This window comes from Streptomyces sp. JNUCC 64 (genome assembly GCF_054484115.1).
In genome coordinates this window covers 5902414-5925354 of the sequence record NZ_CM137015.1, presented here as the reverse complement: position 1 = coordinate 5925354, position 22941 = coordinate 5902414, and the positions used below count along the sequence as shown (strand labels likewise).

The following is a 22941-nucleotide window of genomic DNA, read 5'->3' as shown; positions in this document are numbered from 1 at the left end:
CTCTTCCGCGCGTTCCTGCGGGAGCCGCGGGACCCCGAGGGCTGCTACACCCTGCTGGCCCGGGACGCCGCCGACCAGGTCGAGGCGTACGGCGGGCCGGTCGCCGGACGGACCGTGGTCGACGTCGGCGGCGGGCGCGGGTACTTCACCGCCGAGTTCCGGCGGCGCGGGGCGCGGGCCGTGCTCGTCGAACCGGACCCCCGGGAGCTGGGCGCGGACCCGCCGCCCGGGGCGGTGGTCGCCGACGGCTATCTGCTGCCGCTGCCCGACGGCTGCGCCGACGTCTGCTTCTCCTCCAACGTGCTGGAGCACGTGGCGGACCCCGGGACCTTCCTCTCCGAGCTGGTGCGGATCACCCGCCCCGGCGGACTGGTCTACGTCTCGTTCACCAACTGGCTGTCCCCCTGGGGCGGCCACGAGTGGGCGCCCTGGCACTATCTGGGCGCCCACCGGGCCCGGGCCCGCTACCAGCGGCGCACCGGCCGCCCGGCCAAGCACGTCCTCGGCGAGAACCTCTTCGCCGTCCACGTCGGTCCGACGCTGCGCCAGGTGAGGGCGCGGACCGATGTCACCGTGGTGTCCGCCCGGTCCCGCTACTGGCCGTTCCTGGCCTCGGCGGTGACCCGGGTCCCGGTCCTGCGCGAGTTCGCCACCTGGAACCTCCTCCTCATCCTCAGGCGGTGTCCATGACCACGACGGCCCCAGCGGCCCAGGCTCCCCCTCCGGCCGCCGACCGGCGGCCCGGCCCGACCGGCGGTCCCGCCGGGGCGCCCCGGCGACGCCGGTGGCTCGCGGGGTTCTGGGCGGTCGTGTTCGTCCTCTTCGTGGCGGCGGCGCCGGGACGGATGACGTTCGAGACCAAGCTCGGCGTCGCGCTCGACCCCTGGCGGTTCCTCGGCGACCTCGGACAGCTCTGGCAGGACCAGGGAAGCTTCGGCACCCTCGCCAACCAGTACATCGGCTACGCCTTCCCGATGCTCCCCTACTACGGGCTCGCGGACCTCGCCCAGCTGCCGGTGTGGCTGGCGGAACGGCTGTGGCTGTCGATCGTGGTGACCACCGCGTTCTGGGGCGCGCTGCGGCTCGCGGAGCGGCTGGGCGTCGGCAACGCCCGCACCCGGCTGCTGGGCGCGGTGGTCTACGCGCTGTGGCCGACGTACACCATCGTGGTCGGCTCCACCTCGGCGGCGGCGCTGCCCGGGGCACTGCTGCCGTGGGTGCTGCTGCCGCTGGTGGACGAGCGGTACGCGCCCCGGGTCGCCGCGCTGCGCTCGGCGCTGCTGGTGGTGTGCATGGGCGGGGTCAACGCGGCCTCCACCCTGGCGTCGCTGCTGCCGGTGGGGCTGTACCTGCTGACCCGGCCGCGCGGGCCCCGGCGGCGGGCGCTGCTGCTGTGGTGGGTGCCGGGCGTGGTGCTGGCCACCCTGTGGTGGACGGTGCCGCTGCTGCTGCTCGCCGCGTACGGGGAGGACTTCCTGCCGTACGTGGAGACCGCCCGGGTCACCACCGACACCATGGCCGCCACCGAGACCCTGCGCGGCGCGGGCAACTGGGTGGCCTATCTGAACTTCGGCGAGCCGTGGCTGCCCGGCGGCTGGAGCGTCGCCGCGTCGGTGCCGGTGGTGCTGGCGTCGGCGGTGGCCGCCGCGCTGGGGCTGGCCGGGCTCGCCCGCCGCGACCTGCCGGAGCGCCGCTGGCTGACGCTGACCGTGCTGACCGTGGCGCTGCTGACCCTCGCCGGGTACGGCGGCCGGGCGGGCGGCCCGTTCCACGGCCCGGTCCAGGAGCTGCTGGACGGGGCGCTGGCCCCGTTCCGCAACGTCTACAAGTTCCAGACGGGCCTGGCGCTGGCGCTGGTGCTGGGGCTGGTCCACCTGGTCGCGGTGGCGGTGCGGGAGGACGGCGCGCGCCGGGTGCCGGGCCGCCGCTGGGCGCCCGCGCTGGCCGCCGTCGCCCTGGTGCCGGGGCTGGCGCTGCCGTACGCGAGCGGGGCGGTGCTCCAGCCCGGCGCGTTCCGGAAGCTGCCCACCCACTGGGAGGACACCGCACGCTGGCTGGCGGAGCACTCGCCGGAGAGCCGGGCCCTGGTGGTGCCCGCCACCGCGCACGGCCTCTACGCCTGGGGCTCCCCCGTCGACCAGCCGCTGGACGTCCTCGCCGAGTCCCGCTGGGCGCAGCGCGACTACGTGCCGTTCGGGACGCCCGGCAACCGGCGGGCCATGGACGCCGTCGAGGGGGCGCTGCTCAGCGGCGGCGCGGTGCCGGGGCTCGGGGACTTCCTGGGCCGCGCCGGACTGCACTACGTGGTGGTGCGCAACGACCTCGACCCCGACCAGATCGGATACGTGCCCACCCCGGTGGTGCGGCGGACGCTGGAGCAGTCCGGCTACGAGCGGGTCACCGGCTTCGGTCCGCTGGTGACCGGCGGCCGGATCGCCGACGACACCCCGCTGGACGTGGAGGGGCTCTACTCCCGTCAGCGCGCGGTGGAGGTGTACCGTCCGGCGGCCGAGGTCCGGCGGCCGACCCGGGCCGGGATCTACCCGGCGGCCGCGACGGCGGCCGTCTCCGGCGGTCCCGAGTCGCTGCTGCCGCTGGCGGCGGACCCGTCGCTGCGCGACCGGCCGACCGTGCTGACCGGTGACCGGCACCCCGGGGTGGAGACGCCCGCGCTCCAGGTGACCGGGGACGGGATGCGCCGCGCCGACACCCGGTTCGGCCTGGTGAACACCAACACCTCGTACACGTACGCCGAGGACGAGCGGAACCACTCCGGGAGCCTCCAGGACCCGGGGGCCGGGCCGCGCCAGATCCTGCCCCGCGAGGGGACCCGGCACCAGACGGTCGCCGAACTGCGGGGCGCCCGCGCGGTGACGGCGTCCTCCAGCGGCAACTGGCTGTTCCACCTGCCGCAGTACGACCCGGTGCACGCCTTCGACGGGGACCCGGACACGGCGTGGGCCTCGGGCTCCCCCGGCGACGGCGCCGGGGAGTGGCTGCGGATCGCGTTCGACGGCACGCGGGAGCTGCCGTCCCGGCTGACGGTCACCCCGCTGCCGCAGGACGGGACGCGGACCGCGCCGACGCGGGTCGCGGTGGAGACCGAACGCGGCCGGAAGGTCAGCGCGCTGGACCCGGACGGCCGTCCGCAGGAGGTCGCCGTCCCGCCCGGGGACACCGGCTGGCTGCGGCTGACCGTCCTGGAGACCGAACGCGGCGGACCCGGGCTGACCGGCGCCGGGTTCGCGGAGGTCGAGGTGCCCGGGGTCCGGGTGGCCCGGGTGCTGCGGCTGCCCGTCGACGCCGAGGGCGACGGCGCGGCGGCCGAGACGGTGTCGCTGCACCGGACGGCCGATCCCACGGGCCTGGCGCCCGCCGGGGCCGAGTCGGGGCTGCGCCGCGCGTTCACCACCTCCGCCGTCGGCGTCCACGAGACGCGGATCAGCGCGGTGCCGGTGGCCGGGGAGGCCCTGGACCGGCTGCTGTACGAGGCGGGGGCGGCGAAGGGGGAACCGGAGGGCGTGGTCACCGCGACCGCCGCCTCCACCTCCCGGCTGGGCACCCACGTCTCGCCCCGCAACCTCACCGACGGCGACCTCACCACGGCGTGGATCGCCGGGAACGAGCCGGTGGTACGGCTCAGTTGGTCGGGCAAGCGGATGGTGGACCGGATGGTGCTGACCGGGGCGGGCGGGCTGTCCGCCCGGCCCACCAAGGTCGAGATCAGCTCCCCGCACGGCGCGGCCGTCGCCGACGTGGACGACAACGGCTGGGTGCGGTTCGAGCCGATCACCACCGACCGCCTGGAGATCACCGTCGTCCGGACCGCCGACGTCACCCTGCACAACCCGGTCGCGGACGCGGAGCTGCGGCTGCCGGTGGGCATCGCGGAGATCTCCCTGCCGACCCTGGCCGGCTCCCCCGGCTACCGCGTCCCGCGCGCCAAGCCGGACGCCTCGTTCGCGCTGGCGTGCGGGAAGGGACCGGCGGTCGCGATCGACGGCACCCTCCACGCCACCAGCGCCAAGGGCACCGTGCGGGACCTGGAGGAGCGCCGCCCGGTCGGGGTGACGCTGTGTCAGGAGGGCGAGGAGCGGCCCGGACTGGAGCTGGGCTCGGGCCGTCACACCCTGGAGACCGGGGACGGGGGTCCGCTCGCCGTGACCTCGGTGACCCTCACCCGGGGGAAGGCCGCCGCGCCCGCCGCGCCCCGGGAGCTGACGGTCGGCGACTGGGGCGGCGACCGCCGCACGGTGACCGTCGGCGCGGGTGACGTCTCCTATCTGACGACGTACGAGAACGCCAACGACGGCTGGCGGGCCACCCTGGACGGGAAGGAGCTGCGGCCGGTCCGCCTCGACGGCTGGCAGCAGGGCTTCGAGGTCCCGGCGGGCGCGGGCGGCCGGGTGACGCTGGTCTACGAGCCCGCCCGGGTGTACCACGCCGGGCTGGCCGTCGGCGGGGCGTCGGTCCTCGCGCTGGCCGGGCTGGCGCTGTGGCGTCGCCGGGAGCCCGCCGGGCACGCCCCGGCGGGGGCCCCGGACGGTCCGGGCACCCTGCTCGGCACGGTGGCGCTGACGGCGGTGGCCGTGGTCGTCGCCGGTTGGCTGGCGCTGCTGGTCCCGGCGCTGGCGGTGCTGGCGCGGCGACGGCACGCGCTGCTGGTGCCGGTCGCGTTCCTGTCGATGACGGCCGCCGGGGTGCTGACCGCGACGGGCGCCGGGGTCTCCCCGGCCGCCGGGGAGGGCGCGTACGGGTACCCGGCGCAGGTCCTCGCGCTGCTGGCGCTGTTCGCGGCGCTGGTGACGGTCGGCGGCGGAGGCGGGCACGGGCCCGGGCATCGCGGACCCGGGTTCGGGTTCGGCGGCTGGGGCGGGCGCGGGCGGCGCCGGGCGGAGGGGGACGCGGGCTCCTCAGGGCCCCCGGACCTGACAAACCAGGCGGGTTCGGCCGCCCCGGACGGTGCGGGCGACCCGGCTGACGGAAACGGCCGGAACGGCCGGAGCACGGGAACCACCGGGAGCGGCAGGGAAGGTGACGGCACGTGACGGCCGTGGCCGGACCGGCGGCGCGGGCTCTCGCCGAACGGACGGCGCGGGCCGCCGCCGGAGCGAAGGCCCAGGGCAACGCCGGGCCGGAGGCCCAAGCCGCCGAGCCGGAAGCGCGAGCCGTCGCCGGACCGGAGGCGGCGGGCGGTCCGGTCCGGGTGTCCTTCCCCGTCGTGGACGAGGTGTCCCGGCACGGGTGGGACGACGCCGAGCCGGACACCGTCCACTTCGAGGTGCGGCTGCCGGGGACGCCCGATCCGGACCGGCTGCGACGGGCGGTCGCCCAGGCCCTGCGGTGCCATCCGCGCGCACTGGTGCGGGAGGTGCCCGGCCCCTGGTACCGGCGGCGGTACCGGTGGGAGCTGGTGGACGCCCCGGAGGCCGGGGTCGTGGTCTTCCCGGCGCCGGAGCCCGACGCGCTGGAACGGGCCCGGACCCGCTGTCTGACGACGGCGCCCCCGCTGTCGACGGCGCCCCCGCTACGGCTGGAGGTGGTCGCCGACCCGGGGCGGCCCGGCGGTTCGGTGCTGTTCCTGACCGTCCACCACACCGCGCTGGACGGTCCGTCCGCCCTGCGCGTCCTGGCGACCGCCGCCGAACGGTACGGCGGCGGCCCCGTCGCCCCGCCCCCGGCGGCCCGGGTCCGGCTCCCCGCCGGGCCGGGCGCCGCACGACCGGACGCCGTGGAGCCGCCGCCCGGTCCCGCGCCGTGGGCCCGTCCGGCCCGGCTGGCGCCCGGCACCCCGGCACGAACCGGCCCCCCGATGCGAACCGGCGGCCAAGGCCGGGGCCTGGACCGGGACCAGAGCCGGGGTCGGGTGCCGGGCAACGGGCTGCTCGTCCTGGACCTCCCGGTGCCGTCCCGTCCGGCCGGGGCGCCGTACACGGTCAACGACCAGTTGCTGGTGGCGACGGCGCTGACGGTCACCGACTGGAACCGGTCCCGGGGCCGCCGACCGCGTCCGGTACGGATCACCATGCCGGTGGACGACCGTCCCCTCGGCCCCGGCATGCCCCTCGGAAACGGCACCCGGCTCGCCGAAGTCCCCTTCACCGTAGACGAGTTGACGTCCGCCACCACCGGCGGAGAAGGGGAACGGGACGCCTGCGTACGGGAGTCGCTGCGGCGCACCGCCGCGCGGACCCGGGCCCTCAAGGCGGTCCGCCGCCCCCCGCTGGGAACGGGCGCGGAGCTGCTGACCGCGCCGGTACTGCCGGTGGCCTGGCGGGGCGTCCTCGTCCGGGGGCTGCGCCGGGCGCTGGCCCCCTGGATGTCCACCACCCTGGTGAGCAACCTCGGGCGGATCCCGTACCCGTTGGACTTCGGCGACGCGGGCCGCGCGGAGGCGCTGTGGATGTCGGCGCCCGCCCGGACGCCGCGCGGGCTGACCGTCACCGCCGCCTCCACGGGCGGCCGGCTGCACGTCTCGCTGCGCTGGTGCACCGCGCTGTTCGACGACGCGGACGGCGACCGGCTGCGGGAGCTGTTCGTCCGGAACCTGGACGCGACCCGCGCCGGGGACGGGCGGGCCGGGAACGAACGGGGAGGGCGGACGTGACGGCCACCGGTTCCGTCCCGCGCGGACTGCGGGACTTCTACGAGGACCCGGCGGTGCCCGTCGCCTCCGGGGACGCCCGCACCCTGCGGCAGGCCCGGATGCTGGCCGCCGCCCTGGGCCCGGCCGGGGACCGCCCGGCGGTGGTCCTGGACGTGGGCTGCGGGGACGGCACCGCCGCCCGGGTCGCGGCACCGCTGCTGGCCGGGCACCGGATCGTGGGCGTCGACTGGTCGCAGGACGCGCTGCGCCGCGCCCGGACCGGCCTTCCGCACGTGGTGCGCGGCGAACTCACCGACGGCGGGCTCCCGTTCGCCTCCGGCCGGGTGGACGCGGTGCTGTTCAGCGAGGTGGTCGAACACCTGGTGGACCCGGACTCCGCCCTCGACGAACTGCGCCGGGTGCTGCGGCCCGGCGGCCATCTGATGCTGTCCACCCCGAACCTCGCCGCCTGGTACAACCGGGGGCTGCTGCTGGCCGGGGTGCAGCCGGTGTTCTCCGAGGTCAGCCTGCGGGGGGTGTACGGGCGGCCGGGACGGGAGGTCGTCGGGCACCTGCGGCTGTACACGGCCCGCGCGCTGCGGGAGTTCGTCGCCGCCTCCGGGTTCGAGGTCGTCCGGGTCGCGGGCGCGCCCTTCCACGGGGTGCCGCGCCCGCTGCGCGGCCTCGACCGGCTGGCCTGCGCCGCCCCCTCCCTCTCCTCGATCCTGCTGCTGCACGCGCGGAAGACGTGACGGATGGGGTGGGGGCCGGGCTGGGGGGTGCTCGCGGCGCTGCTCGCGAACGTGCTGTACAGCGGTGGGTTCGTGGCGCAGAAGCGGGCGTTGGCGCGGCTGCCGGAGGTGAGCGCGCGGCATCCGGTGCGGCTGGTGGGCCGGGTGGCGCGCAGTCCGCTGTGGCTGGCCGGGGCGCTGGCGCTGGCCGCCGGGTTCGGGGCACAGCTGGTGGTCTACCGGACACTGCCGATCGCGGTGGCGCAGGGCCTGTTCGTGGGCGGGCTGGTGCTGCTCCCGCTGCTGTCGTCGCGGGTGCTGGGCGAGAGGACCTCCGGCCGGGAGCGGTACGCGATCGGGGCGGTGCTGCTGGCACTCCTGATGGTGGTGCTGTCACTGCCGTACGGGACCGCCGGGCCGGACGGCACGGACCCTACGGGCGGTACGGACGGCGCGGGCCGGGGTGGCTGGAACGGCCCGGGCGGTGCCGGGGCGGGCGTCGGGGTCGGGGCGCCGGTCCCGCTGGTGCTGCTGGTGTGCCTGCCGACGCTGGTGGCGGCGGTCGGGCTGTACGCGGCGGCGGAGGGCCGGGCCCGGCGACGGCACCGGCCGCCCCCGTCGGGCGTCGTGTACGGGGTGGCCGTCGGGCTGCTGTACGGGGTGAGTTCGCTGGCCGTGAAGGGGCTCTCCAGCGGATTGCCGTACCCGGCCGACGGATCGGGGACGGGTGCCGGGGCGCTGCTCGGCACCCCGTACCCGTATCTGCTGCTGTGCACCGGGGCGTTCGGACTGGTGATGTCCCAGGCGGCGCTGCAACGCTGCCGGGCCTCGCTGCTGGTGCCCGTGAGCACCACGGTGACCTGCGTGTTCACCGTGGCGCTGGGCACCTTCGTGTTCGACGAGGAACTGCCCGACGATCCGGTGCGGCTGGTGCTGCGGATCGCCGGAACGGCCCTGGCGGTGTCGGTACTGCTGGCACTGTCCCGCCACGAGGACGCCCGGCCCGGCCCGGAGCCCCCCACGCTCCCTGAGCCCCCTGAGTCCCCCGGGCCCGCTGGTTCCTCCGAATCCTCCTGTTCCTCCCGTTCCCCGGGGCACTCCGGAGCCGTGCTCATGACCGCGCCCCCGGCCCCGTCCGCCCCGCCTCCACCCCCGACCCGATCGAGGAGCTGACCCCCATGCCCCCTGGCACCCCCCTGGCCGACGACCCGCCCGGACGGACCGGAGCCACCGGCCCGGACGACCCGTCCGGACAGCCCGGACAGCCCGGATTCCCCGACCTGACCGGACTGCTCGACCTTCTGGTCTGTCCGATCGACAAGGGCCCGTTGCACCTGGTGACCGCCCCCTCCGAGGACGGCGCCGGACTGTACAACCCCCGGCTGCGGTTGCTGTACCCGGTGCTGGACGGGGTCCCGCAGTTGCTGCCGTCCTCCGGGGCGACGGTGGCCCCGGACGGACACGAGCGGCTGACGGCCGGGGCGAGCACCCCGGCCGAGCACGGCTGACCGGCTGACCGGCTGACCACTGTCACGGACCGGCGCGGCGCGGCGCGGCACTGACCAGTGCGGACCAGTGCGGACCTACGGACCGGCGGGATGCGGCACGATGGAACCGTGCCCCGCCCCGCCCCGTCGCCCACCGCGCCGCTCGGTCCCCTGGACTTCCAGCTCGTCCTGCTGCGCAGGATGGCCGACCACCAGCCGGAGCTGGTGGCGGACGCCCGCCGGGAGCTGGGCGTGTCGGTGGACGCGATGCGGGAGGCCAACCGGCGGTGGCAGGCCCTGGTCCGCTCGCCCCGTGCCCGGGACACCGCGAGCCGCTACCGGTCGGTGCTGGGCGCCCCCGAGGCCCGGACCCCGCGCCGTCTCGGCGATGTGGCGTGCGAGGCGCTGCGGTGGCCCGTCCCGCTCTGGCCCGGTCTGCGGTTCGAGGTGCTGACCGGGCCCGGCGGCGCGGTGTGGAACGCGTGGCTGGTCCGGGCGCCCGGCGCGACGGCCCCCGCCCCGCGGACGGCGGCGGACCTGGCGCCCTGGTCGTGCACCGTGGACGAGGTGGCCCGGGCGTTCCCCCCGGCCCGTCCCCTGGAGGGCACGGCCCCGCACCGCTGGGGCCTCGCCTTCACCGCCCCCGACCCGGAGGGCACGCCCCGCCCGTACACGGCGGAGTTCACCTACGGACTGCTGCAACGGCACGGCACCGGGACCGGACGGATCTGAGGCGTCCCCGAACCGGACCCGACGCGCTCCGACCGCCCGCTCCGGACCGGTACCGAGGCCCTCGTAACGCGGCCCGCACCCGGCTCCGTCACACCCCGCCCGCCAGGGCGCTCGCCGCCGCCCTGACCAGCTCCCCCGCGAACTCCCCCGCCGACTCCGGCCGGTGGTCCAGGAACAGATGCGGTTCGATCAGTTCCAGTTCCATGAGCAGGGGCGTTCCGTCGTCCCCGTCGGCCAGGTCCACCCGGGCGTAGGTGACGGGTCCGTCCGGTACCGCCGCCAGGGCCCGGGCGGCGAGGGCGCGTTCCGTTTCGGTGGGGTGCCAGCGGATGACCCCGGGGTGCGGGTCGCGCGGGCCGTCGAAGGCCACGCCCTCGGCCAGGACGGGTTCCTTGCGGACCGCGTGCAGGAACCGTCCCCCGGCGAACACCAGCGCCCGTTCCCCGGTGCGTTCGATGGTCCGCAGATAGGGCTGGACCATCGCGGTGAGCCCCTCCGCGTGCAGCCGGGAGAGGTGCTCCCGGGCCCGTTCCGCGTCGGCCGGGGTCCCGTCGTAGCGGGCCGCGTACCGGGCCCCGGCGCCCTGCGACGGCTTGACGACGTACGGACGGCCGTCGACGGGCGGCGCCGGTTCCGTCCCGGGCGGCAGGTACCGGGTGGGGACGACGGGGACGCCCGCGCGGGCCAGATCGCCGAGGTAGCGCTTGTCGCTGTTCCAGCGGACGACCGGTTCCGGGTTGGCGAGCGCGGTGAGCCTGGCGCAGCGCGCCGTCCACTCCAGGAACCCGGGGACGTCCAGGACGTAGTCCCAGGTGGAGCGGATCACCGCGAGGTCGTACCCGGCCCAGTCGACGGCCGGGTCGCCCCAGCTCTCGGCGGCGGCGTCGGCCCCGGCGGCGGCCAGCGCGGCGAGCAGGACCGGCAGTTCGGGATCGGCCGGGACGCCCGTCCCGGGACGGCTGGTGACCAGGGCGATCCTGGGGGGCCGGGGCACGGGCGACTCCTTCGCGGACGGCGGCGGCGGTCCGCGCAGGCTAACCGGACGGGCCCGTCCGGCACCACGGCAATTTGACCTTGCCCCTCGGGCAGCCCCCAGCATCACCGGTACGTCCACCGGCACGGCCGCCCGGCCGCGTCACACCACGGCGACGAGGGAGGACACGGGCATGGACCGTTCGGAGGGGGCGGACGCCCCCGGCGGCGAGGACCCCGGCGGCCCGGGAAACGGCGGCGCGGAGGACAGCGGCGCGGGTGACGGCGGCACCGGGGACGGACGGCCGCTGACGATCGGGGCGTTCGCCCGGGCCACCCGGCTGTCGCCGAAGGCCCTGCGCCGCTACGACGGGCTGGGCGTGCTGCGCCCGGACCGGGTGGCCCCCGGCTCCGGGTACCGGCTGTACTCCCCCGCCCAGGTGGAGCGGGCCCGGCTGGTGGCCTCGCTGCGCAGGCTGGGGATGCCGCTGGCCCGCGTCCGGGAGGTGGTGGAGCTGGACGCGCCCCGGGCGGGCGAGGCGGTCCGCGCGTTCTGGGCCCGGGTGGAGGCGGAGACCGCCGCCCGGCGCGATCTGGCGGCGTTCCTGGTGGACCAGTTGACCCGAACCGAGGAGGAGACCATGACCGGCACCCTGGAACTGCGGTACGCCGCCGTGACCGACCGGGGCCTGTCGCGCCCCGCGAACCAGGACGCGGCCCACGCGGGCCCCCGCGTCCTCGCCGTGGCGGACGGCTTCGGCCCGGCCGGTGGCGCCGCGAGCGCCGCCGCGGTGGGGGCGCTGCGGGCGCTGGACGCCCGGCCGCCGCACCGGGACGGCGCCCCCGGCCATCTGGGAACCCTGAACGCGCTGGAGGACGCGGTGGCCGGGGCGGTCCGGGCGGTGGCGGCGGTCACCCGGGACGCCGGTGGTCCCGGGCCGTCGGGCACCACGCTCACCGCGCTGCTGTGGACGGGGGCGCGGCTGGCGCTCGTCCACCTCGGGGACGGCCGGGCGTACGTGCTGCGCGGGGGCGCGCTGCTGCGGATCAGCGAGGACCACACGGCGGTCGCGGCGCTGGTCGAGGACGGCCGGCTCACCCCCGAGGAGGCGCTGACGCACCCCGGGCGGTCGCTGCTGACGCGGGCGCTGCCGGGCTCGCCCGACGATCCGGCCGTGCCGGACCTGCGGACCCATGACACCCGGCCCGGCGACCGGTACCTGGTGTGCTCGGACGGGCTCGGCTCGGTGGTCGCCCCGGAGCGGCTGCGGGAGGCACTCAGCGGCGCGGCCGCACCGGAGGACGCGGTGCGGTCACTGGTCGCGGAGGCGTACGCGGCGGGCGCGCCCGACAACGTGAGCTGCGCCGTGGGCGAGGTGGTGGCGGTGGACCGGGGCTGAGCGGGCAGGCTGGGGGCGGGGCGCCGGACCGCGCGCCCCGCCCGGCGGCACGACGAGGAGTACCACGGTGACCGATCTGTTCCCGCCCCTGACGGACCCCGGCCGAGCGGATCGGACCGCGCTGGTCTTCGGCACCGACCGGCTGACGTACGCCGGGCTCGCCCGCGCGGCGCGCTCGCTCGGGGAGCGGATCGCCGGGGACGGGCGGGTAGCGGTGTGGGCGACGCCCTCGGCGGAGACCGTGGTCGCGGTGGTGGCGGCGCTGCTCGCCGGGGTCCCGGTGGTCCCGCTGAACCCCCGTTCCGGGGAGCGCGAGGCGGCGCACGTCGTGGCGGACAGCGCGCCGCGCCTGGTGCTGGTGGCGCCGGGCACCGAGCTGCCCCCGGCGCTGGCGGACGTCCCCCGGCTGGAGGTGTCCCTGACCCCGGCCGGGGGCGACCCGGGGGCGGGCGGGGACGATCCGGTCGCGGGCGGGGACGGCCCGGGGGCGGACGGGGCCCCGGCCCCCACCGTGCCGCTCCCCTCCGCCGCCGACCCGGAGGCGCCCGCCCTGATCGTCTACACCTCGGGGACGACGGGCGCCCCGAAGGGCGCGGTTCTGCCCCGGCGGGCGATCGCCGCGACGCTGGACGCGCTGGCCGGGGCGTGGGCGTGGACGGCGGACGACGTCCTGGTGCACGGGCTGCCGCTGTTCCACGTCCACGGGCTGGTGCTGGGCGCGCTGGGGCCGCTGCGGCTCGGCGGGGAGGTGCGGCACCTGGGCCGGTTCACCCCCGAGGGCGTGACCCGGGAGCTGACCCGGGGCGGGACCGTGCTGTTCGGGGTGCCGACGATGTACCACCGGCTGGCCGGGGCGGTCGCGGACGATCCGGAGCTGACCCGGGCACTGGCCGGGGCGCGGCTGCTGGTGTCGGGGTCGGCGGCGCTGCCGCCACGGGACCACGAACGGATCGCGGCGGCCACCGGACGCCGGGTGGTGGAGCGGTACGGGATGACGGAGACGCTGATCAACACCGCCGTCCGGGTCGACGGGGAACCCCGCGCCGGAACGGTCGGACCGCCGCTGCGGGGCGTCGGGCTGCGGCTGGTGGACGAGTCGGGCGCGGAGCTGACCGCGCACGGCCCGGACGCGGTCGGCCAGGTGCAGGTGCGCGGGGCGAACCTGTTCAGCGGCTATCTGAACCGGCCGGACGCGACGGCCGAGGCGTTCACCGCCGACGGCTGGTTCCGCACCGGGGACATGGCGGTGCTGGAACCGGACGGGTACGTGCGGCTGGTGGGCCGGGAGGCGACGGACCTGATCAAGAGCGGTGGCTTCAAGATCGGGGCGGGCGAGATCGAGAACGCGCTGCTGGAGCACCCGGGGGTGCGGGAGGCGGCGGTGACCGGCGAACCGGACCCGGACCTGGGGGAACGGGTGGTGGCCTGGGTGGTCGCGGCGGACCCGGCGCTGCCGCCCGCCGAGGCCGAGCTGGCGGACCACGTGGCGGCGCTCCTCGCCCCGCACAAGCGCCCCCGGACGGTCCGCTACGTGACCGGGCTGCCGCGCAACGACATGGGCAAGGTCCTCAAGCGGGCGCTGCCGCAGGGCGGGTGAGCGGCCCGCCGGGGCGACCGGGCGGCGGACGACCGGGCGGCGGGCGGCGGGCGGCGGAGGTGACCGCCGCCCGCCCCGGTTCACGCCTTCTTGAGGAACTCGGTCCTGAGGACGAGGCCCTTGACCTTCCTGGTGTTGCACTCGACCTCACCGGGACGGGAGGTGAGGCGGATGTTCTTCACCAGGGTGCCCCGTTTGAGGGTCTCCGAGGTGCCCTTGACCTTCAGGTCCTTGATCAGGGTGACGGAGTCCCCGTCCACGAGCGGGGTGCCGTTGCTGTCCTTCGCCACGATGGCGTCCATGGTGCGTTCCTCGTCGTTCCGTGCTGGTGGTTCCGGGTCGCTGGTTCAGCGGGGTCACGGGCGGGCTTCCGCCCGTGGGGTCGGGGTGGGGTCGGGGGCAGGAGGCCGGACACCGGGATCGGGTCCGGAATCGGGTCCGGAATCGGAGCCGGAATCGGAGCCGGGGAAGGGGCCGAAGGGGCCGGGGTTCACACGGCGGCGGTCGTCTCGGGCCATTCGTCGCTGCGCCACTGGCGGTGCCCGGTGCCGGTGGCCCGGTGCGCGGCGAGCGCGGTGGGCAGGTCGCGGTGGACGGTGGGGACGGGGTGGACGTCGGCCGGGACGGGCGGACCGCCGTCGGGGACCGCGGCCAGGTGCAGCGGCCGGTCCTCGGCGGCGAGCCGCAGCGCGGCCTCGGTGACCGCCCGCTGTCCGTCGGCGGACCAGCCGCGCAGCCGCGTGAGGTCCAGGATGACGGGACCGGTGCCCCGGGCCCGGACCCAGCCGACCGCCCCGGTGAACCGGCCGACGGCCTCGGTGCCGAGGTAACCGGCCAGGGACAGCACGCCCAGCCCGGGTTGAGTCGTGTAACGCCACTCGATCGTCATGCGTCGTCTTCCTCACGGTCCAGGAGCCACCGGGCTCGCGGCGGCCCACGGTCACAGGGGCAGGGTGATCCAGATGCTCTTGCCGCCGCCGTCACGATCGCCTCGGACGACGGCGGTACCGCCCAGGGACAGGGTGAGTTCGACGACGGTGGCGAGCCCTGTGCCCCGACCGGCGGCGTGCGCTCCGTACAGGGACGGAAGGCGCGGGTGCCGGTCACGGACGGCGAAGGCGAAGGTACCCCGTCCGGCCGCGTAGACGACGGTGAGCGTCTCGGACAGTTCGGCGGCGTGCCGGACGCTGTTGGTGACCAGCTCGGACAGGATCAGCAGCGCGGGGTCGACCGTGGGGTGGCGGCGGGGGACGCCCCACTCGGCGAGCACCAGCTCCGCGGTCTCCCGGGCGAGCCGGACGGCGGAGCCCTCGGCGGGCAGGGTCAGCACATGGCGCAGCGGGAGGAACTCCCCGGCGGGCGCCTCGGTTCCGGCGGGGTCGACGGGCACGCTCACCGGACGGCCTCCTCCCCGTTCGCCGAACCGTGCGGCGGGCCTCGGACGGCGGCCGCGCCCCCACGGGAGGGCACGGCCGGTCACCCATGATGGTGCGAGTTGCGGATTTTTGCAATTAACCAATCCGCCACCCTGGAACCGGCCGCCGCCCGTCGGCCCACCCGCCGCTCCGACGCGCCGGGCCACCCGTCGCCCCCCTCGCCCCCACGGGCCACCGCCACCCCCCGGCAACCCGCCACCCGTCCGTTCCGCGACCCGCCGCCGGTCCGTCGTACGGGCCACCGCCCCGCCCGGCCGCCGCGCCCCTACCAGCGACCGCCGCCCGATCCCCGTCCCGCCACGGCACCGGACGCCGCCGCCACCCGTCCGGCGGCCCCCCGCGCGGCCCAACCCGCCGCGCGGGGCCCTCCCCCGGGCCCGCACGATCGAGGGGAAGACCGCCGCGCGGACCCGTCCGGCGGTCCGCGCACTCGGGAGGACAGCCATGAACGCCCAAGCCAGACTCGACCAGTTGCGCCGGTGCCACATCGCGGTGGACCTGGGGGCCGCCCGGACCCGGGTGTTCGTGAAGGGCGTGGGGCTGGCCGTGGACCAGCCGAGCGTGGCGGCCGTCAACACCCGCACCGGCTCGCTGATCGCGGTCGGGGAGTTCGCGGAACGGATGACGGGCCGCACCCCCGGCTACATCCGCGTGGTGCGGCCGGTGTCGGGGGGCTCCGTCGTGGACATCGAGATGGCGCAGCGGATGCTGCGGCACCTGATCGGCGAGAAGCTGCGCCGCGCGCTGCGCCGCAAGCCGTGGCTGCGGGCCGCCGCCTGCACCCCGCACGAGGCGGACCCGCTGGCGCAGCGGGCGGCCGTGGAGACGCTGGTGGGACTGGGCGCCCGCCGGGTGGAACTGGTGGACACCCTGATCGCGGCGGCGGTGGGGTGCGGACTGCCGGTGGAACGGGCCGAGGCGACGATGATCCTGGTGTGCGGGGCGGCGACCACCCAGGTCGCGGTGCTGTCCCTGGGGTCCATCGTGACGGCGGAACGGATCCCGGTCGGCGGGGAGGCCATCGACCACGCGATCGTGCAGCACCTGCGGCACCGTCACGAGCTGATGCTGCCCTCCCAGTCGGTGCGCCCGCTCCAGCTCGCCCTGTCCGGCAACGGCCTCACCCCGGACGGCCCCACGTCCACCGAGATCCACGGGCGGGACGTGGCGACGGGGCTGGCGCGCTCGGTGCGGGTGGAGACGGCGGCGGTCCGGGACGCGATCCACACCCCGCTGACGGCGGTCCTGGACGGGATCGGCAAGGTGCTGCGGGACTGCCCGCCGGACCTGGTGGCCGACCTCGCGGACCGGGGCATCATGATGGTCGGCGGCAGCGCGCTGCTGCCGGGCCTGGACCAGATGCTGCGGGACGCCACGGGCATGCCGGTGACCATCGCCGAACGCCCCGACGTGTGCGCGATCCTCGGGCTCGGCGCGATGCTGGAGGGCCGGGTCCAGCCGATGCTGCTGGACCCGCTGGCCGCCTGAGCGCGTCCCCGACCGGACACCGGGGCGGCCCGGAGCGACACGGCCGCCCCGGCTGACGGCTGCCCGCGCCCGGGGCGGACGGGACGGGCGGCGCGGGGACCGGGGACGCCGGGGGGCACTCGCGCGGGGCCGTCCCGGCCCGGTGCGGCGAGCCGGTACGGCGGCCGGTGCGGCAAGGGGGCAAACCGGGATCTCCGGCACGGAGCAACCCCCCTGATGAGACCCTGGGTTCCCAACCGATGAGGGGTCTCTCATGGCCCTCGACAACCCCTGTGCGGTCCGGTTTTCTTTACCCGTGTCGGGCGACCGAGGTCCGACGGGACACTCCCTGACGGGGAAGCAGGAATCTGACTCCATGGCACGACAAGCACGGGCGATACAGACCCGCGAGTCCATCCTCCTGGCGGCGGCCGCCGTCTTCGACGAGCGCGGCTACAGCTCCGCGACCATCACGGAGATCCTGCAACGGGCGGGGGTCACCAAGGGCGCGCTGTACTTCCACTTCGCCTCGAAGGAGGAGCTGGCGCTGGGCGTGGTGGGCGCCCAGCTCGACCTGGGCGAACTGCCGCCCCAGCGCACCCGGCTCCAGGAACTCGTCGACCACGGGATGCTGTTCGCCTACCGGCTCCGGCACGATCCGCTCACCCGGGCCAGCATGGGACTGGTGATGGACCACCGCCGGGAGGGCGGTGACGACCCCACGCCGTTCTCCAGCACCCCCTACCACGCCTGGATCGACCGGATGCGCGGCATCCTCGCCGACGCCGACAAGGAGGGCGAGCTGCTGCCGCACGTCGTCCCCGACGACACCGCCCAGTTGCTCGCCGGGGCCTTCACCGGCATCCAGGGCATGTCCCAGGCCCTGTGCGAACGCTCCGACCTGGTCCAGCGGGTGATCGTGCTGCTCCAGCACGTGCTGCCGAGCATCGCCCGCCCGGCCCTGCTGCCCACCCTCGACCTGGCGCCGGACCGGGCGGAACGCCTGCTGGCCTCCCGGCGCGACCCCGTCCCCGCCGGGGAGTAGCTCCCGCGCCGGAGGGTGTTCAACGCCCCGTGGCGCCGGTCCGTTCCCCCGCGAGGTCGAAGGCCCGACGGGCCTCCTCCACCCTGGGCAGATGGTCGGCCGACCAGTCCGACAGCGCCGCGAACAGCGGCGCGAGGCTCCGGCCCAGCTCGCTGATCTCGTACTCGACCCGGGGCGGCACCTCCGGGTGGTACGTCCGGACCACCAGCCCGTCCCGCTCCAACTGCCGCAGCCGCTGGGTCAGCACCTTCGGGGTGATGACGGTGACGTTGCGCTGGAGCTCCACGAACCGCTGACGGCCGAACCGGTGGAGCGTCCACAGGATGGGAGTCGTCCACCGGCTGAAGACGATGTCCAGGACGGGGGCGATGGGACACGGCTGCCCCGGGGCCGCCCCGGGCGCCATGACTCCGACGCCCGGTTCCCCGGCCTCAGGGACCCCGCCTTCCGGACCGGTGGGCACGGCTTCGACCGGTGCGACCATCACGCTCTCCTCACGGGACGTCACTTTCCTCTAGGTACCTACTTTATCCAGGGTGCTAGCTTCTGGAAAGTGATCGACGGCGGCGCCCGTCGGCCACGGCCCGGCCGGAGCCGGGTCGTGGCCGCACGCCTCACGCCCGCCCGTGGAGCACCGCCCGGGGTGGCCCCGGGACCGCCCAGGACCTCAGGAGAGCTGATCATGATCGTCATCACCGGAGCCACCGGAAACGTCGGACGTCCCCTCGTGGCCGCGCTCGCCGGAGCCGGTGAACGGGTGACCGCCGTCTCGCGCTCGATCACCCCCGACGCGGTTCCCGCCGGGGTCCGCGCGGTCGCCGGGGACCTGGCCGACCCGGAGGGCCTGCGGCCCGCCTTAGAGGGCGCCGACGCGCTGTTCGTCCTGCTGGCCGGGGCCCTCCTCGACGGCGGGGGCAACCCGGACGACGTCCTGGCGGTGGCCGGGGACAGCGGGGTCCGCAAGGTCGTCCTGCTGTCCTCGCTGATCACCGGCACCCGCCCGGAGGCCGTCGCGTACCGGGGCCTGTGGCGGTGGGAGGAGGCCGTGCGGCGCTCCGGCCTCGACTGGACCGTGCTGCGGGCCGGCGGCTTCGCCTCCAACACCTTCGCGTGGGCGGAGTCGGTCCGCGCCGAACGCACCGTCAGCGCCCCCTTCGGGGAGGTCGCCCTGCCCGTGGTGGACCCGGCCGACCTCGCCGAGGCGGCGGCCGTGGTGCTCCGGGGCGAGGGCCACACGGGCCGGGTCTACGAGCTGACGGGGCCGGTCGCCGTGACGCCCCGGGAGCAGGCCCGGATCCTCGGCGAGGCACTGGGCGAACCGCTGGCGTTCGTGGAGCTGACCCGTGAGGAGGCCAGGGCACGGATGACGCGCTTCATGCCCGAGGCGGTCGCCGACGGCACCCTCGACGTCATCGGCGACCCGCTGCCCGCCGAACGGCGCGTCAGCCCCGACGGCGAGGCCCTGCTGGGCCGGGCGCCCCGTCCGTACGACGCGTGGGCCGCCCGGACGGCCGACGCCTTCCGCTGACCGGCGCCGGGGGACGCGGCGCCCGGGGCCCTGGGGCCTCGGGACCACGCCCCAGGACCGTCCCCCCTCAGTCCACCTCCACCGCCGCCTCCGCGAACTGGGCCGCGTAGAGCCGGGCGTAGGCGCCCCGGGCGAGCAGGAGCCGCTCGTGGGTGCCCTGTTCCACGATCGCGCCGTCCTCCATGACCAGGATGGTGTCGGCGTCGCGGACGGTGGAGAGCCGGTGGGCGATGACGAACGAGGTGCGGTCCCGGGAGAGCCGGGCCATCGCCTTCTGGATCAGCACCTCGGTGCGGGTGTCCACGGAGCTGGTCGCCTCGTCGAGGACGAGGATCACCGGATCGGAGAGGAACGCCCGGGCGATGGTGATCAGCTGCTTCTCCCCCGCGCTGACCCCGGCGCCCTCGTCGTCGATGACGGTGTCGTAGCCGTCGGGCAGGGTGCGGACGAACCGGTCGGCGTGCGCGGCCCGGGCGGCCTCCTCGACCTCCTCCCGGGTCACCTCGCGGGACGCCCCGTAGGCGATGTTGTCGGCGATCGTCCCGCCGAACAGCCAGGTGTCCTGGAGGACCATCCCGATCCCGGAGCGCAGTTCGTCGCGGGACATCCGGGCGATGTCCACCCCGTCGACGGTGATCCGTCCCCCGGTGACCTCGTAGAACCGCATCAGCAGGTTGACCAGGGTGGTCTTGCCCGCGCCGGTGGGACCGACGATGGCGACCGTGTGGCCGGGCTCCACGGTCAGCGACAGGTCCTCGATCAGCGGCTTGTCCTCCGCGTAGCGGAAGGACACGTGCTCCAGGGCGACCCGTCCGGTCCGTTCCACCGGGCGCCGCGGGTGCTCGGGGTCGGGGTCCTGCTCGGGGGCGTCGAGGAGTTCGAAGACCCGCTCGGCGGAGGCCACCCCGGACTGGACGAGGTTCGCCATCGACGCGACCTGGGTGAGCGGCATGGAGAACTGCCGGGAGTACTGGACGAACGCCTGGACGTCCCCGATCGACAGCGAGCCGGAGGCGACCCGCAGTCCGCCGACGACGGCGACCAGGACGTAGTTCAGATTGGAGACGAAGAACATCAGCGGCTGCATCAGCCCGCTGGTGAACTGGGCGCGGAACCCGGCCTGGTACAGCGCCTCGTTCTCCTCGGCGAACCGTTTCGCCGACTCCTCCTGACGGCCGAAGACCTTCACCAGCGCGTGCCCGGTGTACATCTCCTCGACGTGCGCGCTGAGGGTGCCGGTGGAACGCCACTGGTGGACGAACTGCGGCTGGGAGCGCTTGCCGACCCGGGTGGCGATGGTGAACGACAGCGGCACGGTCACCAGGGCGACCAGCGCCAGCAGCGGGGAGATCCAGAACATCATGATCAGCACGCCGAGGATGGTGAGCAGCGAGTTGATCAGCTGGCCGAGGCTCTGCTGGAGGGTCTGCCCGATGTTGTCGAGGTCGTTGGTGGCCCGGCTCAGCACCTCGCCGCGCTGCCGCTTGTCGAAGTACGACAGCGGCAGCCGCGCCAGCTTCGCCTGGACCTCGCCGCGCATCCGGCCCACCGTGCGGTTGACGGCCCGGTTGCCCAGCCGGGTGGCGACCAGCATCAGCAGCCCGCCGATGACGAAGGTGCCGAGCGCGAAGCCGAGGACCTCCCCCACCGCGCCGAAGTCGATGCCCTCGCCGGGGGTGAAGTCCACCCCGGAGAGCACGTCGGCGACCCCGTCGTCGCCGCGCGCCCGCAGCCCCTCGACCGCCTGCTCCTTGCTCTGCCCGGCGGGCAGCGAGCCGCCGACCACCCCGGCGAACACCAGGTCGGTGGCGATGCCGAGGATCTTGGGGCCGAGCACCGACACCCCGACGCTGAGGACGGCGCAGCCGATCATCACGTAGAGGGTGACGCGCTCCGGCCGGAAGTGGCCGAGCAGCCGTTTCCCGGACCCCTTGAAGTCCATCGAGCGGTGACCGGGTCCGGTCCCCGCCATCATCCGTCCCGCGGGCCCCGCCATCAGGCCGCCTCCGCTTCCGTCAGCTGGGAGAGCACGATCTCCCGGTAGGTCCCGTTGTCCCGCATGAGGTCGGTGTGGCGTCCGGCGCCGACGACGCGGCCCTCGTCGAGGACGACGATCCGGTCGGCGTCCCGGATGGTGGCCACCCGCTGGGCGACGATGACGACGGTGGCCCGCGCGGTCTCCTCGGCCAGCGCGGAGCGCAGCGCGGCGTCGGTGGCGTAGTCGAGGGCGGAGAAGGAGTCGTCGAAGAGGTAGATCTCGGGCCGCTGCACCAGGGTGCGGGCGATGGCGAGCCGCTGGCGCTGGCCGCCGGAGACGTTGGTGCCGCCCTGGGCGACCGGCGCGTCCAGACCGCCCTCCAGCCGCTCCACGAACTCCCGGGCCTGGGCGACCTCCAGCGCGTGCCACAGTGCCTCGTCGGTGGCGTCGGGGTCGCCGTAGCGGAGGTTGGTGGCGACGGTCCCGGCGAACAGGTACGGCTTCTGGGGGACCAGTCCGACCAGCCGGGACAGCAGCTTGGGATCGAGGTCGCGGACGTCGACGCCGTCCACCAGCACCGCGCCCTCGGTGGCGTCGAAGAGCCGGGGGACGAGCCCGAGGAGGGTGGTCTTGCCGCTGCCGGTGGACCCGATCACGGCGGTGGTCTCGCCGGGCCGGGCGACCAGGTCGACGCCCTTGAGGACGGGTTCCTCGGCGCCCGGGTAACGGAACCCGGCCCCGCGCAGCTCCAGGTGTCCGTGGGCGCGCAGCTCGCGGACGGCGGCGGCGGGCGGGACCACGCTGGAGGCGGTGGTGAGGACCTCCTGGATGCGCTCGGCGCACACCTCGGCGCGCGGCACCATCATGAACATGAAGGTGGCCATCATCACCGACATGACGATCTGCATCAGATAGGCGAGGAACGCGGTCAGCGAGCCGATCTCCATGGCGCCGCTCTCGATGCGGTGCGCCCCGAACCAGACGACGGCGACCGAGGAGACGTTCACGACGGTCATCACGATGGGGAACATCAGCGCGAGGAGCCGTCCGGTGCCCAGCGACATCTCGGTCAGCTCGTCGTTGGCGCCCTGGAAGCGGCGGCGCTCGTAGTCGTCGCGGACGAAGGCCCGGATCACCCGGTTGCCGGTGATCTGCTCGCGCAGCAGCCGGTTCACGGTGTCCAGCCGGACCTGCATGGCCCGGAACAGGGGCCGCAGGTTGCGCACGATCAGGGTGACGCTGATCCCGAGCACCGGCACCACGGCGATGAGCACCGTGGACAGCGGCACGTCCTGGCCGAGCGCCATCACGATCCCGCCGACGCACATGATGGGCGCGGAGACCATCAGGGTGAACGCCATCAGCACCAGCATCTGCACCTGCTGGACGTCGTTCGTGGTGCGGGTGATCAGCGAGGGCGCCCCGAAGTGGCCGACCTCCCGCGCCGAGAAGGACTGCACCCGGTCGAAGACGGCGCCCCGCACGTCCCGGCCCAGCGCGGAGGCGGTCCGCGCGCCGAGGTAGACGGCCCCGATGTTGCAGACCACCTGCACCAGGGTGACGGCGATCATCACCCCGCCGAGGCCCAGGATGAAGCCGGTGTCGCCCTTCACCACGCCCTCGTCGATGATGTCGGCGTTCATCGTGGGCAGGTAGAGGGTCGCGCTGGTCTGCAGCAGTTGCAGCAGCACCAGGGCGAGGACGGGTTTGCGGTACGGACCGAGGTGGGTCCTCAGCAGTCGTATGAGCACGCGCGGGTCTCGCTCACTGGGGGTCTCGGGGTGGTCCGGCCGGACCACCGGTCGGTGGCAACGCTCGGCACATCACCCCCCATCGTCCACCCCGCCCCGCCCGTTACCCCACCGAATTGAGCCAACAGCGGGCCGAGTCCCCCGGGACGGCCGTCCGCGCACCGCCCCATCGGCCCCGCGAGCCCCCGCGCAGGCCGCGCAGGCCGCGCGAGCCCCGCGGGCCGCGCGAGC

At 75.8% G+C, this 22941-nt stretch carries 19 protein-coding genes; 12 read left to right on the top strand and 7 right to left on the bottom strand.

The features are described 5' to 3' along the window. The first annotated feature begins 15 nt into the window (after positions 1–15). The 7 genes from ACVWNX_RS24495 to ACVWNX_RS24465 all read left to right on the top strand — a co-directional run bounded on the left by ACVWNX_RS24495 (position 16) and on the right by ACVWNX_RS24465 (position 9536). Positions 16–690, top strand: coding sequence for a class I SAM-dependent methyltransferase (locus tag ACVWNX_RS24495; RefSeq protein WP_454414922.1), 675 nt, complete (start codon positions 16–18; stop codon positions 688–690). Continuing rightward, positions 687–5048 (top strand): alpha-(1->3)-arabinofuranosyltransferase domain-containing protein, encoded by a 4362-nt coding sequence (locus ACVWNX_RS24490; protein WP_454414921.1) that lies wholly within the window; start codon positions 687–689, stop codon positions 5046–5048. Before ACVWNX_RS24495 ends, ACVWNX_RS24490 begins: the two co-directional genes overlap by 4 nt. 158 nt (positions 5049–5206) lie before the next feature. Beyond that, complete coding sequence (locus ACVWNX_RS24485; protein ID WP_454414920.1) at positions 5207–6607, top strand: condensation protein; 1401 nt, start codon at positions 5207–5209, stop codon at positions 6605–6607. Further along, the gene (locus ACVWNX_RS24480) at positions 6604–7338 is read left to right on the top strand and encodes a class I SAM-dependent methyltransferase (protein WP_454409943.1); all 735 of its coding nucleotides are present in this window, start codon (positions 6604–6606) and stop codon (positions 7336–7338) included. The genes ACVWNX_RS24485 and ACVWNX_RS24480 overlap by 4 nt, the downstream gene beginning before the upstream one ends. A 3-nt stretch (positions 7339–7341) precedes the next feature. After that, positions 7342–8490: a hypothetical protein gene (locus tag ACVWNX_RS24475; RefSeq protein ID WP_454409941.1), complete on the top strand. Its 1149-nt coding sequence runs from the start codon at positions 7342–7344 to the stop codon at positions 8488–8490. Between the two features lie 107 nt (positions 8491–8597). Then, entirely contained in the window at positions 8598–8825 is a 228-nt protein-coding gene (locus ACVWNX_RS24470) for a Trm112 family protein (protein WP_454414919.1), read from the top strand. Between the two features lie 90 nt (positions 8826–8915). Next, positions 8916–9536 carry a hypothetical protein gene (locus tag ACVWNX_RS24465; protein ID WP_454409939.1) on the top strand — a complete coding sequence of 207 codons (621 nt, stop codon included), beginning with the start codon at positions 8916–8918 and terminating at the stop codon, positions 9534–9536. Positions 9537–9624: 88 nt separating this feature from the next. Here ACVWNX_RS24465 and ACVWNX_RS24460 read toward each other — a convergent pair whose 3' ends face one another. After that, entirely contained in the window at positions 9625–10530 is a 906-nt protein-coding gene (locus tag ACVWNX_RS24460; protein WP_454409938.1) for an ATP-grasp domain-containing protein, read from the bottom strand. 172 nt (positions 10531–10702) lie between these two features. Here ACVWNX_RS24460 and ACVWNX_RS24455 point away from each other — a divergent pair, with 172 nt between their 5' ends. Further along, entirely contained in the window at positions 10703–11908 is a 1206-nt protein-coding gene (locus ACVWNX_RS24455) for a MerR family transcriptional regulator (protein ID WP_454409936.1), read from the top strand. Positions 11909–11975: 67 nt separating this feature from the next. Continuing rightward, positions 11976–13505, top strand: coding sequence for an acyl-CoA synthetase (locus tag ACVWNX_RS24450; protein ID WP_454409935.1), 1530 nt, complete (start codon positions 11976–11978; stop codon positions 13503–13505). 80 nt (positions 13506–13585) lie between these two features. Here ACVWNX_RS24450 and ACVWNX_RS24445 read toward each other — a convergent pair whose 3' ends face one another. The 3 genes from ACVWNX_RS24445 to ACVWNX_RS24435 all read right to left on the bottom strand — a co-directional run bounded on the left by ACVWNX_RS24445 (position 13586) and on the right by ACVWNX_RS24435 (position 14901). Next, positions 13586–13807, bottom strand: coding sequence for an alkylphosphonate utilization protein (locus ACVWNX_RS24445; protein ID WP_454409934.1), 222 nt, complete (start codon positions 13805–13807; stop codon positions 13586–13588). 188 nt (positions 13808–13995) lie between these two features. Further along, positions 13996–14394, bottom strand: a complete 399-nt coding sequence (locus ACVWNX_RS24440; RefSeq protein WP_454409933.1) for an STAS domain-containing protein — start codon at positions 14392–14394, stop codon at positions 13996–13998. A gap of 51 nt (positions 14395–14445) precedes the next feature. Then, positions 14446–14901, bottom strand: coding sequence for an ATP-binding protein (locus ACVWNX_RS24435; protein WP_454409931.1), 456 nt, complete (start codon positions 14899–14901; stop codon positions 14446–14448). 484 nt (positions 14902–15385) lie between these two features. Here ACVWNX_RS24435 and ACVWNX_RS24430 point away from each other — a divergent pair, with 484 nt between their 5' ends. Together ACVWNX_RS24430 and ACVWNX_RS24425 are read left to right on the top strand one after the other, a co-directional pair. Further along, positions 15386–16429, top strand: coding sequence for a rod shape-determining protein (locus ACVWNX_RS24430; RefSeq protein WP_454409929.1), 1044 nt, complete (start codon positions 15386–15388; stop codon positions 16427–16429). Between the two features lie 355 nt (positions 16430–16784). Then, positions 16785–17453, top strand: coding sequence for a ScbR family autoregulator-binding transcription factor (locus ACVWNX_RS24425; protein WP_454409927.1), 669 nt, complete (start codon positions 16785–16787; stop codon positions 17451–17453). A gap of 19 nt (positions 17454–17472) precedes the next feature. On the opposite strand, the gene ACVWNX_RS24420 is transcribed toward ACVWNX_RS24425, so the two are convergent. After that, positions 17473–17859 carry a winged helix-turn-helix transcriptional regulator gene (locus tag ACVWNX_RS24420; RefSeq protein ID WP_454414918.1) on the bottom strand — a complete coding sequence of 129 codons (387 nt, stop codon included), beginning with the start codon at positions 17857–17859 and terminating at the stop codon, positions 17473–17475. A gap of 276 nt (positions 17860–18135) precedes the next feature. On the opposite strand from ACVWNX_RS24420, the gene ACVWNX_RS24415 reads away from it, so the two are divergent. Beyond that, complete coding sequence (locus ACVWNX_RS24415) at positions 18136–18981, top strand: NAD(P)H-binding protein (RefSeq protein WP_454409925.1); 846 nt, start codon at positions 18136–18138, stop codon at positions 18979–18981. A 67-nt stretch (positions 18982–19048) separates the two neighbouring features. Here ACVWNX_RS24415 and ACVWNX_RS24410 read toward each other — a convergent pair whose 3' ends face one another. Further along, on the bottom strand, positions 19049–20977 hold the full coding sequence (locus ACVWNX_RS24410) for an ABC transporter ATP-binding protein (RefSeq protein WP_454409923.1): 1929 nt from the start codon (positions 20975–20977) through the stop codon (positions 19049–19051). Further along, the gene (locus ACVWNX_RS24405) at positions 20977–22710 is read right to left on the bottom strand and encodes an ABC transporter ATP-binding protein (RefSeq protein ID WP_454409922.1); all 1734 of its coding nucleotides are present in this window, start codon (positions 22708–22710) and stop codon (positions 20977–20979) included. The genes ACVWNX_RS24410 and ACVWNX_RS24405 overlap by 1 nt, the downstream gene beginning before the upstream one ends. Between the last annotated feature and the right edge of the window lie 231 nt (positions 22711–22941).

Bases quoted from the DNA above. Each gene is read 5' to 3' on its own strand.
- ACVWNX_RS24445 (WP_454409934.1), bottom strand. From the start codon at position 13,807: ATGGACGCCATCGTGGCGAAGGACAGCAACGGCACCCCGCTCGTGGAC.
- ACVWNX_RS24420 (WP_454414918.1), bottom strand. From the start codon at position 17,859: ATGGCGCCCGGGGCGGCCCCGGGGCAGCCGTGTCCCATCGCCCCCGTC.
- ACVWNX_RS24425 (WP_454409927.1), top strand. From the start codon at position 16,785: ATGGCACGACAAGCACGGGCGATACAGACCCGCGAGTCCATCCTCCTG.
- ACVWNX_RS24490 (WP_454414921.1), top strand. From the start codon at position 687: ATGACCACGACGGCCCCAGCGGCCCAGGCTCCCCCTCCGGCCGCCGAC.
- ACVWNX_RS24430 (WP_454409929.1), top strand. From the start codon at position 15,386: ATGAACGCCCAAGCCAGACTCGACCAGTTGCGCCGGTGCCACATCGCG.
- ACVWNX_RS24475 (WP_454409941.1), top strand. From the start codon at position 7,342: ATGGGGTGGGGGCCGGGCTGGGGGGTGCTCGCGGCGCTGCTCGCGAAC.
- ACVWNX_RS24440 (WP_454409933.1), bottom strand. From the start codon at position 14,394: ATGACGATCGAGTGGCGTTACACGACTCAACCCGGGCTGGGCGTGCTG.
- ACVWNX_RS24465 (WP_454409939.1), top strand. From the start codon at position 8,916: ATGCGGCACGATGGAACCGTGCCCCGCCCCGCCCCGTCGCCCACCGCG.
- ACVWNX_RS24410 (WP_454409923.1), bottom strand. From the start codon at position 20,977: ATGGCGGGGCCCGCGGGACGGATGATGGCGGGGACCGGACCCGGTCAC.
- ACVWNX_RS24455 (WP_454409936.1), top strand. From the start codon at position 10,703: ATGGACCGTTCGGAGGGGGCGGACGCCCCCGGCGGCGAGGACCCCGGC.
- ACVWNX_RS24415 (WP_454409925.1), top strand. From the start codon at position 18,136: ATGATCGTCATCACCGGAGCCACCGGAAACGTCGGACGTCCCCTCGTG.